The 12,381-nt window shown below is 44.0% G+C and carries 10 protein-coding genes; 8 read left to right on the top strand and 2 right to left on the bottom strand.

Features of this window, described 5'->3' with window-relative positions; genetic code table 11:
- Positions 1 to 20: 20 nt before the first annotated feature.
- Positions 21 to 1,232 (bottom strand): ROK family transcriptional regulator, encoded by a 1,212-nt coding sequence (locus BLV00_RS02915; protein ID WP_093042237.1) that lies wholly within the window; start codon positions 1,230 to 1,232, stop codon positions 21 to 23.
- Positions 1,233 to 1,400: 168 nt separating this feature from the next.
- On the opposite strand from BLV00_RS02915, the gene BLV00_RS02910 reads away from it, so the two are divergent.
- From BLV00_RS02910 to BLV00_RS02880, 7 genes are all read left to right on the top strand, one after another.
- A complete protein-coding gene (locus BLV00_RS02910; protein ID WP_093042235.1) occupies positions 1,401 to 2,480 on the top strand; it encodes a M24 family metallopeptidase in 1,080 nt (359 codons plus the stop codon).
- Positions 2,481 to 2,567: 87 nt separating this feature from the next.
- On the top strand, positions 2,568 to 3,731 hold the full coding sequence (locus tag BLV00_RS02905; protein WP_093042233.1) for a galactokinase: 1,164 nt from the start codon (positions 2,568 to 2,570) through the stop codon (positions 3,729 to 3,731).
- A 2-nt stretch (positions 3,732 to 3,733) separates the two neighbouring features.
- Entirely contained in the window at positions 3,734 to 4,723 is a 990-nt protein-coding gene (gene galE, locus BLV00_RS02900) for a UDP-glucose 4-epimerase GalE (protein WP_093042231.1), read from the top strand.
- A 13-nt stretch (positions 4,724 to 4,736) separates the two neighbouring features.
- Positions 4,737 to 6,260 carry a UDP-glucose--hexose-1-phosphate uridylyltransferase gene (galT, locus tag BLV00_RS02895; protein ID WP_093042229.1) on the top strand — a complete coding sequence of 508 codons (1,524 nt, stop codon included), beginning with the start codon at positions 4,737 to 4,739 and terminating at the stop codon, positions 6,258 to 6,260.
- 229 nt (positions 6,261 to 6,489) lie between these two features.
- Complete coding sequence (locus BLV00_RS02890) at positions 6,490 to 8,289, top strand: glycoside hydrolase family 2 protein (protein WP_093042227.1); 1,800 nt, start codon at positions 6,490 to 6,492, stop codon at positions 8,287 to 8,289.
- Between the two features lie 18 nt (positions 8,290 to 8,307).
- Positions 8,308 to 9,693 carry an MFS transporter gene (locus BLV00_RS02885; RefSeq protein WP_093042225.1) on the top strand — a complete coding sequence of 462 codons (1,386 nt, stop codon included), beginning with the start codon at positions 8,308 to 8,310 and terminating at the stop codon, positions 9,691 to 9,693.
- Between the two features lie 36 nt (positions 9,694 to 9,729).
- Positions 9,730 to 10,713: an ArsR/SmtB family transcription factor gene (locus BLV00_RS02880; RefSeq protein WP_245728769.1), complete on the top strand. Its 984-nt coding sequence runs from the start codon at positions 9,730 to 9,732 to the stop codon at positions 10,711 to 10,713.
- A 53-nt stretch (positions 10,714 to 10,766) separates the two neighbouring features.
- On the opposite strand, the gene rlmH is transcribed toward BLV00_RS02880, so the two are convergent.
- Positions 10,767 to 11,246 carry a 23S rRNA (pseudouridine(1915)-N(3))-methyltransferase RlmH gene (gene rlmH / locus BLV00_RS02875; protein WP_093042223.1) on the bottom strand — a complete coding sequence of 160 codons (480 nt, stop codon included), beginning with the start codon at positions 11,244 to 11,246 and terminating at the stop codon, positions 10,767 to 10,769.
- 152 nt (positions 11,247 to 11,398) lie between these two features.
- On the opposite strand from rlmH, the gene BLV00_RS02870 reads away from it, so the two are divergent.
- Positions 11,399 to 12,304: a Gfo/Idh/MocA family protein gene (locus tag BLV00_RS02870; RefSeq protein WP_093042221.1), complete on the top strand. Its 906-nt coding sequence runs from the start codon at positions 11,399 to 11,401 to the stop codon at positions 12,302 to 12,304.
- Positions 12,305 to 12,381 lie beyond the last annotated feature (77 nt).

The following is a 12,381-nucleotide window of genomic DNA, read 5'->3' as shown; positions in this document are numbered from 1 at the left end:
ATATGATAAGCCCCATATACTTACCGTACAAAAACCTCTTCTAAAACAAGCACACATGCCCCTATCGCTGAAGCATGTTCCCCCAATTTTGATAGAACAATCGAGGTTTCTTTTGCTTTATCTGTCAATCCACGCATTTGAATTGTTTCTTCAATCCCCTCCATAAGAAAATGTTCAGCCTTCGAAACCCCTCCACCGATAATGATACGCTTCGGGTTCATTGTGTGAATCAGGTTTGTAAGTCCAATGCCGAGGTACCTCCCTGCCTGGTTGAGAAGTTCAGTGCCGAACTCATCCCCTTGGCAAGCAGCTTTATAAATGATTTCTCCATTGATTTTATCAAAATCGTCATTTACAAGTTCTCGTATGACAGAAGTTCTGCCTGCTTTCATTTCCTTGGCCGCACGTGCTGTTATAGCTGGTCCTGCTGCTAAAGTTTGCAAGCAGCCGTAATTGCCGCACGTGCATTTCGGTCCAGAAAGATCGATGGTCATGTGGCCAATCTCACCGGCAAGGCGATCCTCGCCATGGAACAATCGTCCATTGACCATTATCCCTGCGCCTATTCCGCTTCCAACATTGACTCCTACCAGAGTATCCGCATCATTTCCGTGTCCGAACCAATATTCTCCAAGCGTCATCGTCCGTGCGTCGTTTTCCACTTTTACAATCATATCGAATTCGGCTTCCAACGTTTCTTTAATCGGGATGTTATATAGATTGAAGGAAGGAGCGAATAGAGATGTCCCCGACTGAGGATCGACAATTCCATGCATTCCAACCCCTATACCCAAGAACTTATCCGGATCATTTTTACCGGATGTAATCAGTTGATGAATTCCTTCTTTCATCGTTTCAAGAATATCTTCCTGTGCAGGATGAGGCTGAATCGACAGCGTAACCTTGTCCTTTATTTCTCCAAATAAGTTCGTAACCACAAACTTCATTTGGTAAGCCCCTACATCAATTCCCAACGAGAAGAACTCGTCAGCATTGATTGCTAAGAGAGTAGGTTTCCTGCCTCCTTTTGATGCCCCTTGTGTCGTTTCAATGACATAGTGCGTATCAATCAGTTCCTTGACTATCTTACTAACGGTCGGGGGTGTCAGCTTTGTTTTCTTTGCGATATCCGCTCTGGATATCGGACCATCTTCACGGATCATATTCAAAATGATGGACCGATTCATCGATTTCATCATTTGAAAACTGCCCCGGTTATAGTTCATTGTCATCGTCTTATTCCTCCAACATTGCCCTAAATAGTTTCTATTAAATCTTTTTATAAAATACAAAGATGATATTGAATATTTGTTACTACTAGTATAACATAAAAGTTAATTAATTTAATTAACTAAGTGAATAGAAAGACATTCGATTGAGACTGAAGGAGGTAAACGACGATGAATATAGATAAGCTGAGAGAGTTTTTAAAAAAACAGAAAGTGGATGGCATCCTGCTAAGAAGAAGAAATAACTTTTCCTGGGTTACAGAAGGAAGATATAACCATATTGTCCGTGCGACAGAGATCGGTGTCGCTGATCTGATCATCACGCAGGATAAAGCCTATCTCGTTACTGCGAAAATGGAGGAATCGAGGCTGACAGAAGAGGAAGTCACCTTGTTTCCTTTCGATTGCGAAGTTGTCAGTGATGATTGGTTTGTGGACATCACCCCAAAAATCGAGGCACTGACGGAGGGACTCGAAATGGTTACGGACACCCCCTTTAAGGACTGGGAAGTTGTTGACGACGAACTCATAGAGATACGTTCTGTGCTAAATGAACAAGAAATTGAAAAATACCGAGCGTTGTGCCAGCAGGCAGCTGAAGCTGTTGAGGAAACATGCAGGGAGATCTTCCAAGGACAGACAGAACACGAAATCGAAGCACTGCTTGCAAGTAAAGTTCTGCCACTTGGGATTAAACCGCACGTCATTCTAGTGGCGACAGATGAACGGATCCGCCGTTATCGTCATCCAATTCCTACTAATAAAAAGCTGGAAAAACACGCGATGATTGTCATTTGTGCAGAAAAGCATGGCCTGATCGCCAATGTGACAAGGATGGTACATTTCGGTCAACTCTCTGAAGAACTGTTGGTGAATGAAGAAAAAGTGCAACGCATTGATGCTGTCATGAACCTTCATACACTCCCGGGCACAAGGGTAGGGAAGATCATAGACAAAGGAATCGAACAATACGAGAAAGAAGGCTATCCAGAAGATTGGAAACTCCTCCACCAAGGAGGACTGACAGGCTTTAACCCACGTGAATATTTAGCTGCACCGACATCGGAAGCAATCATTAAAACGGGACAAGTATTCGCCTGGAACCCGGCGCTGACTGGAGTCAAATCGGAAGATACGATTCTGGTCACAGAGAATGGACCAGAATTTCTCACAGATACGGACAAATGGGAATACGGATTTACCGAGATTGATGGGGAGCATTTGAAAAGACCAAAGATCCTGATTAGATGAATAACCCTTAATTTTATTAAAAAAATAATATGCCACAAAGTTAATAAACCAAATTAATAAAGTTAGAAAGCGGGGATGAACAGAACGATGGAACAATTATTGCAGGCATTCGCGAATCGGTTTGGAAAAGAAGGTGCTTCTCTTTTCTTTGCTCCAGGACGAGTCAACTTAATTGGTGAACATACGGATTACAACGGCGGGCATGTGTTTCCTTGTGCACTCAGCGTAGGGACCTATGCGGCCGCACGCAAACGTGAGGATCAGAAGCTGAGATTTTATTCGATGAACTTTGAGGATCAGGGCATCATTGAAACAGACCTTGAGTCCTTAGCTTATGACGAAAGCCACGATTGGGCCAATTATCCTAAAGGGGTCATCGATGTCTTCCGTAAAGCGGGTTGGGACATTTCTTCAGGAGTTGATATTGCCTTTTGCGGCAATATTCCGAACGGTGCTGGTTTATCTTCTTCCGCATCGATCGAACTTGTGACGGCAGTAATCTTGAAGGACCTTTTCTCGCTATCGGTGGATATGGTTACGGCAGTATTGCTGGCTCAAAAAGCTGAAAATGAGTTCGTCGGTGTCAATTGTGGAATCATGGATCAGTTTGCGATTGGATTAGGAAAGGCAGACCATGCGTTACTGCTGAATTGTGATACGCTCGATTACAAAGAAACGCCCATAGAATTGAAGGACTATACGTTAATCATCGCTAACACGAATAAGCGACGCGGTTTGGCGGGTTCTGCTTATAATGAACGTCGTTCCCAGTGCGAACAGGCGGTCAAGGAACTCAATCAGGAACTTAACATTCAAACGCTTGGCGAATTAACAAAAGAAGCATTTGAAGAGAATAAACATTTGATTGAGGATCCGGTGGTTCAGCGCCGCGCGAAGCATGCGGTCTATGAAAACCAACGGACATTGGAAGCCTACGAAAAACTAAGACAAGGGGATATCGATGGATTTGGAACGCTAATGAATCAATCCCACATTTCTCTACGCGATGATTATGAAGTGACAGGGAAAGAGCTGGACACCCTAGTGGAATCTGCCTGGAATGAAGGGGCTATCGGTGCCCGAATGACGGGGGCCGGGTTTGGCGGATGTACAATCAATATCGTTAACCAAAACCAAGTGAAAGATTTTATCGCCCGCGTCGGACGGGTTTATAAGAAGGAAACCGGATTAACCGCTGATTTCTACGTTGTGGAAATAGGTAATGGTGCTAGAAGATTGGAGGAGGTCTAACAATGACTGTATTAGTGTGTGGTGGCGCAGGTTACATCGGTAGTCATGCTGTGTCTAAGCTTTTGGATAAAGGAGAAAACGTTGTCGTCGTCGATAATATGCAAAAAGGACATAAAGATGCGGTGCTTGAAGGGGCGTCATTCTACGAAGGTGACCTGAGAGATGAAGCGTTTTTGAATCAAGTCTTCTCAGAGAATGATATCACTTCTGTCATTCATTTTGCGGCAGATTCTCTTGTAGGTGAAAGTGTAGAAAAACCACTCGTTTACTACGACAACAATGTGTACGGAGCCAATTGCCTCCTGAAGGCGATGGCAAAACATGGGGTGAAGCAAATAGTCTTCTCATCGACCGCCGCTGTGTATGGAGAACCTGATCAGGTGCCGATTATGGAGAGTGATCGGACAGAACCTGAAAATCCTTATGGAGAAACGAAGCTTGCTATTGAAAAAATGCTGAAGTGGGCAGAAAAAGCCCATGATATCCGTTACACGGTTCTCCGTTACTTCAATGTGGCCGGAGCGGACCCTGAAGGGCGTATCGGAGAGGATCACCGCCCTGAAACGCACCTGATTCCGATCATTTTACAGGTAGCTCAAGGAAAACGCGAAAAAATCATGATTTTCGGTGATGACTATCCGACGATCGACGGAACATGCATCCGTGATTACATCCACGTCAATGACCTTGTGGATGCCCACCTTCTAGCGATTGATATGCTCGAGAAAACTAGTAAAAGCGGCATTTATAATCTTGGTAATGGTCAGGGTTTCAGTGTCAAAGAAGTTATTGATGCGGCTAGACGAGTGACTGGACATCCTATACCGTCAGAGGTTGCACCAAGACGCGCGGGTGATCCGGCTCAGCTTGTGGCCTCTTCGGAAAAAGCGATCAAAGAACTTGGCTGGACACCTTATTACGCTGATATTGACACGATGTTGAAGCATGCCTGGGATTGGTTCGAGAATAACCCGGATGGTTATAAGCAATAAAGGAGGGTTTCAGATGACAACGATTTATCATTATATTGAAAACCTGATTCAATATGGTCTCAAGAAAAGGTTCATTACAGTGTGGGATATCGATTATGCCCGGAATTCGCTTTATCACCTTTTTCAATTGGATGGCACAATTCCTCCACAAGTAAAGGATAAAATACCCGAGACTCCTGTTTCGATTTTAGATCCAATGCTTGCGTATGCGATAGAAAAAGGTCTTATCGAACAAGATACAGTTACAGAACGAGATCTGTTCGATGCAAAGATAATGGACTGTCTTATGCCCAGACCATCAGAGGTCATCAAGAATTTTTACCACAGGTTCGAAAAGCAAGGAGCGAAAGCGGCGACAGAATTCTTTTATCAAATGAGTAAGGATTCCCATTATATTAGGACCGATCGGATTTCAAAAAATATGCAATGGTTCAGTCCGACAGAGTATGGTGACCTTGAAATCACCATCAATCTTTCGAAACCGGAAAAGGATCCGAAGGCGATTGCTGCGGCGAAAAGAGCGACGAAAGACGAGAAGTATCCGAAGTGTCTGCTTTGTAAAGAGAATGTCGGATATGCTGGAAGACTCGATCATCCTGCCCGTGACAATCACCGCATCATCCCGGTGGATTTAGCAGGAGAGAACTGGTTCCTTCAGTATTCTCCGTATATTTATTACAATGAGCACGCGATTGTGTTTTCACACGAACACACACCGATGAGCATTTCCAAGGATGGCTTTAACCGTCTGCTTCATTTCGTCGAGCAAATTCCGCACTATTTTGTCGGCTCGAATGCCGACCTTCCGATTGTAGGAGGCTCGATTCTGAGCCATGATCATTTCCAGGGAGGATATCATGAATTTCCAATGGCCAAAGCACCTGTCGAGGAATGGTTTACGTTTAAAGGGTTCCAGGATATTGAAGCAGGGATCGTCCAATGGCCGATGTCCGTCCTCCGTCTCCGTGGCGAAAACCGCAAGCGGCTGACCGAACTGGGTGATGTGATTTTACAGAAATGGCGCTTCTATTCAGATGAGTCCGTTGATGTTCTGGCGGAGACCAATGGAGAGCCACATAATACCATTACACCAATCGCCCGAAACCGGAATGGAAAATTTGAGCTTGATCTTGTCCTGCGCAATAATCGTACGAGCCATGAGCATCCCTTTGGCATTTTCCATCCCCATGAAGAGGTTCATCACATTAAAAAAGAAAATATCGGCCTGATTGAAGTGATGGGTCTTGCGGTCCTTCCGGGACGTCTCATCTATGAAATGGAAGAACTCGCAAGCTATATGGTCAAAAATGAGCTTGATGGAGCGGCCCTGAAGAGTGATGCTACAGCCAAGCACGCTGTATGGGCGAAACAAATACGCAAAGGACGTCAGGTCGAAACGCAAGAACAGGCGAATGCATTACTGAAGGAAGAGATAGGCAAGCGCTTTTCAACAGTACTTGAACATGCGGGTGTCTTCAAACGGACAGAAGCGGGAAGAAAAGGTTTCCAGCGCTTCATAGAGGAAGTCGGCCGTTAAATAAATTGGTATATTGTTCGGAGGGGAGTAACATCTCCCCTCTTTTTTGTGTACTTTTTTAAGTTACGATATTTACAGAAATTTTTTAAAAATTTTATCACTAAATAACTTGTAATGAAATATAAAATTATGTAATAATAGATGCATAAATTAATGAAAACCCTTTCTTAATTTGGAATTAACTGTTTTAATCACTGGAAATCATGTAATAAAAAAGGTGGAAAGAACAATGATTGGTACAAAATCCTTGCCTAAGCAAAAAGATAGTTACACCACGGATTATCCAAGACCCCAACTCCGCCGTAATAATTGGATTGACCTGAATGGAACATGGGCGTTTCAATTTGATGATGACAATTGCGGAGAAAAAGAAGGCTGGTTCAAAGGAGGCTTACTGACAAAAGAAATACAGGTCCCTTATGCTTATCAGACGGACAAATCGGAAGCAGATGATAAAGAGCAGCACCATATCCTCTGGTATGAAAAGGCTTTCGAATGGAAGCCTACAGAAAACGCTCTTCACCTTCATTTCGAAGCAGTCGATTATTTCACCAAAGTATGGGTGAATGGCCAGCTCGTCGGAGAAAATGAAGGCGGTCACACGCCGTTCCATTTCGTTATCAATCCGTACCTGATAGAAGGAGAAAACACGATTACTGTCAGAGTCGAGGACGAGAACAGTGTGGAACAGCCGGTCGGAAAACAATCGTGGAAGTCGGATAATTTCCTTTGCTGGTACTCGAGGACGACAGGAATTTGGCAGTCCGTCTGGATGGAGGAAGTATCACCGGTACATTTGGATAAGTTGAAAATGACCCCCAGGATCGGGGACTCCTCCCTTCACGTCCAGGGCAATATCCAGGGCCATAAGCAGCCGGTTTACCTGGAGGCGGAAGTTTCTTTTAAGGGAGACTGGATCACAACTTCCGGGATATGGGTGAAAGCTAATCAGCATTCGGTCGACTTAACGATGGATGTCCAATCGGACCAGGCGGATTTTCGTGTATTTTACTGGTCGCCTGATACACCTGACCTTTATGATATTCGTTTTACGGTCAAAGATAAGACAAAAACCTACGACCAAGTCGAAAGCTATTTCGGTATGAGAAGCATTGAAGCCAAAGGCGATCGCATCCTGTTAAACCGGGAAAGTTTTTACCAGAAACTTATCCTGGATCAAGGCTACTATCCTGGCTCACTAATGACCGCTTCGTACGAACAAATGGAAGCGGACTTGACGAAAGTGAAAGAAATGGGCTTTAACGGCGTCCGTCGCCACCAGACGATTGCCGACCGACGATACATGTATTTATGTGACAAATTGGGCCTTGTTATGTGGGCGGAGATGCCGAGCAGTTTCCTATTTTCTAATACATCGATGTCACGGATGCTGGATGAGTCGCGAAAAATGATTGATAAGCATTATAACCATCCTTCCGTCATCATTTACACATTGATGAACGAATCATGGGGCGTGAATGAAATCTATCATCGCATCGATCAGCAATACTTCGTAAACGCTTTATACTACCAGGCAAAAGCTTTCGATCCCACAAGGCTCGTCGTCGGGAATGATGGTTGGGAACATACGGTGACAGACATATTAACGGTCCACGATTACAACTCGGATGCAAATTCGATGAAAGACAGCTATAAAGAAAAAGCGGCATTTGTGAACGGCAGTCCCTCCAAGACGAGCTGTAAACAAAACTACGCGCAAGGCTATCATTACCGCGGAGAACCGGTAATCATCAGTGAGTACGGCGGAATTGCTTACGGTTCTTTTGAAAATAAGGACTGGGGATATGGCACAAGGCCGGAATCACCAGAAGAAGTTCTTGATCGATTAGAAAAATTAACGAATGTAATTACAGAAACGTCTTACATCCAAGGTTTTTGTTATACACAGTTAACGGATATCGAGCAGGAAGTGAATGGTTTATTGGATCATGACCATGAATATAAGTTCGATCCGAAACAAATAAAAGATATTATGACACAACAGTCCAACGGCTTCGTTTTTGAATAATTACGAGGAGGAAAAAGTATGGAAGCAAAACAAATGGAGTTAAATGAAGTGGAAAAGCGTGAGAATATTACAACGAAGGAATTCGCCTCTTATTTTGGTTACGGTTTTGGTCAGTGTATCAGCTTCGGCCTAGTCGGTTCTTATATTTTGTTTTTCTACACAGATATTTTAGGAATTTCAGCTGCTGCAGCTAGTATGATCTTTCTGATTGCACGGACGTGGGATGCAGTCAATGATCCGATGATGGCATCCGTGATGGATACGCTGCATTCCAAGCACGGAAAATTCCGTCCTTATTTAAAATACATGCCCTTTTTCATCGTGATCATTACGATCATTTGTTTCTTACCTCTTGATGGGTTGAGCCCGACAGCTAAGATTTTGTTTGCCGGAGGTACGTACATTCTGTGGGGTATGATTTATACGGTTTCTGATGTTCCATACTGGTCTTTATCGACAGTTATGAGCCAGGATGCCCAGGAACGTACGAAGCTGATCACTTTTGCCAATATGGGGGTATTTGCCGGGATTGGTTTATCTCCAGTTGTGTTCATTCCTCTGGCGGAGTGGATTGGACAGGGAGATCAAGGGAAAGGTTATTTCTGGGCTACGGTAATTTTAATGGCTTTTGCACTTCCGGTCATGCTTAACGGTTTCAAAAATACGGAAGAACGAGTGAAGCCGCCGAAAACCAAAGTGAAATTATCCGATGCAGTCCGGGCTGTCCGTGCCAATAAACCGATGTTTGCTATCCTTGTCGTCTTTTTCTGTAATGTGTTCATGAATATCACACAAGCATTGAATGTATTCTTTTTTACTTATAATCTTGGAAACGCTTCCCTTATGTCCATTTTCGGTATTATCAGTCTGGCAAGCTGTGTAGGGTTCTTCGTTATCCCAAGTCTTGCTCGCAGATTCAAGAAGAAACATTTGCTGATAACAATCGTCGCAATTGATATCGTTGTCCGAATCGTATGGTTCTCACTGGGATACTCAAGCGTCGTCGTTTCATTCATTTTCATCTCAATCACGATGCTATTATATACAGCCACAGGTCCACTAATCTCTGCCATGCTCGCGGAAACCATCGAGTATACGGAACTGAAGACAGGAAAAAGGAACGAAGCGGTTACATTTTCCGGACAGACCTTCACAGGAAAACTATCCGTCGCGATTGCTGGTGGTCTGACCGGGGTGATTTTGACTTGGATTAACTATGCACCGAACCAGGAACAAACGGTTGCAACCATGGATGCCCTGTTCTTCGTCGTTGCATTGCTGCCGGCCCTAGGTTCCTTAATTCGTCTGATTGTAATGTACTTCTATTCTTACACAGAAGTTGAGTACAACGATGTTCTTAAAAAATTAGAACAACGTAAATGGAAAGAAAATCCTACGTATTAAACGCTAATCCCCTCTCCTTCCCTGGAGAGGGGATTTATGTTGAATATCCTTCCAGTCTGCTATAATGGGGATAGAATAGCCGTAGGTGGTGTCGAAGTGAAAAGTTTACAGTTGTCATTTGATAATATGCTCTCGATCTCAAAGGCGCTAGCCAACCAGACCCGAATCGAGATGTTGAAGATTCTCAGTGAAAAACCTCATAACGTCAATGAATTGAAAGATAAATTAGGACTCCCTTTTTCAACAACCGCCTCCCATGTCAATAAATTAGAAGAAGTCGGTTTGATCGTCACCGAACTTGTTCCAGGAAGAGGAACGCAAAAAGTCAGCGCCATCAACTATGACCGTATCATCATGGATCTTTTTTCTGAAGATCTTTCTGCTGATGAAAATGAAATCAGCTTTGAAATGCCGATCGGCGATTACTTGGATTGTTACGTGGTTCCGAATTGCGGACTAGTCGCTGAAGACGGATACATAGGCATACAAGATGATCCCAGGTCCTTTTATGAGCCGGAAAGGAAAAGAGCCCAACTGCTTTTTTTCCGCGACGGTTACGTCGAGTACCGTTTTCCTAATCGAATCCCATATGGCTACCAGGCAAAGGAAATCGAATTCAGTGCTGAAGTCTGTTCCGAAGCTCCAAATTATAAAATGGATTGGCCATCAGACATCACCGTATGGATCAATGGCTATGAAGCCGGAACTTGGACCTCACCGAGTGATTTTGGCGGGGAAAGAGGCATTTTCACCCCCGACTGGTGGCGCACGAATTATACCCAATACGGGATGCTAAAGCAGTGGAAAGTGACGAAGAAAGGTTGTTTCATCGACGGAACAATGGTGGATGACTCCATTACACTGGACGACTTGATGGTCTGCGATAAGCCTTATATCTCTTTTAAAATCGGGATTAAAGAGGATGCGGTCAACGCAGGTGGGATGAACTTATTCGGACCGAAGTTCGGGAACTATGAACAAGGGATTTTGATGCATGTGAAATATGAAGAGAAAAAATAAAATATGCCTGGCTCCGGGTTTTACTTCCCGGGGTCAGGTTTTTTTAGACTATCTTATTTATGGTACGGTTCCCCACGATTAATCTTAAACGCCCGATAAATCTGTTCAACCAGAACCAACCGCATCAACTGATGAGGAAACGTCATTTTTGAAAAAGAAAGCCCCATGTCACTGCGCTTCAACACCTCATCACTTAACCCGAGTGATCCTCCGATGACGAAGGTTACCTTGCTTTTTCCGTATGTAGCGAGGTCGTCCAACTTTTTCGCCAGCTTTTCAGAGGTGAGCTGTTTACCTTCGATTTCAAGCGTGATGACGTAGCTATCCGGATTGATTTTGGCTAAAATGCGTTCGCCTTCTTTGTTCTTCACTTCTTTCATATCCGCTTCACTCAAATTTTCCGGCGCTTTTTCATCTGCAACTTCCGCCATATCTATGGATGCATAAGGGCCCAGGCGTTTGACGTATTCCTGGATGCCTTGCTTCAAGTATTTTTCTTTCAATTTCCCTACGGTTACAATCGTGATTTTCATAGATAGTCCTCCTTTTATAAGGATAGGTCTAGTTTATCATAGCTGAAAACTGCAAAGAATAAACACAGCCAACTCACACGACAAATGCAAATGACAAGAGCTTTTTGCTGTTCCATGTTACGCTGAAACCAACTAATAGCGGGGTGATTACTTTGAAAATAGGAATTGTGGGATTAGGAGACATCGCAAAGAAAGCCTACCTGCCTGTCCTTTCGGAAAAAGAAGGCGTGGAACTTGTGCTCTGCACTCGAAATAAAGAGACGCTGGACCAGCTGTCCGCTAAGTATCGGATTCCTGAAAAAGTCCATACCGTCGAAGAGCTGATTGAGAAGGATATCGATGGTGCTATCGTCAGTGCGGCAACAGAGGCCCATTTCGAAATAGCGGAGAAGCTGCTCTCGCATGGTATCCATACCTACATAGACAAGCCGATTTCGATGCATTTTCATGAAACCCAAAGAATCGTCCAGCTCGCAGAAGAAAACAAGGCCATAGCGATGGTCGGATTCAATCGGCGTTTTATTCCTCCGGTGAAAGCTTTGAAAGAAAAAGGAAAACCAAGCCTGGTCATTATGCAGAAAAATCGCTTTAAGCTGCCCGATTATGTCCGGTGTTTTGTCGTCGAGGATTTCATCCATGTCGTTGATACCCTTCGTTTTCTGATGGATACCGAAGTGAATGATATCCATGTCCAGACGCTGAAAAACGGTGATATGATGGACCACCTGATCATCCAGCTGGTTGGTGACGGCTGCACCGCAATAGGCATCATGAACCACAATGGCGGCGCCACGGAAGAAACCATCGAATATTCCGCCGGGAATCATAAATATGTCATCAAGGACCTGGTGGAAACCACCCATTATCACAATAAAGAGATCAGCATCTCCCAATTTGGCGGATGGGATCCAACCTTGTATAAACGCGGTTTTTACCAGATTACCGATCATTTCATCGACTGTATCGCCAACAACCGGACGCCTGACCCGTCAATTCATGACTCGCTTACCACTCATGAGATCTGTGAACAGATTGTAGAAAAAATAGAAGCAACATAAGTAAAACAAAAACGGACGCGGTAAAGGCGTCCGTTTTTGTTCTCATGTATAGTAGGGGGTCACACAAGAATATCTAC

Origin of the sequence: Thalassobacillus cyri, assembly GCF_900107755.1 — a bacterium.
Classification (GTDB): domain Bacteria; phylum Bacillota; class Bacilli; order Bacillales; family Halobacillaceae; genus Thalassobacillus; species Thalassobacillus cyri.
The sequence above is the reverse complement of the archived record's forward strand: the minus strand, read 5'-3'. Positions and strand labels throughout refer to the sequence as shown.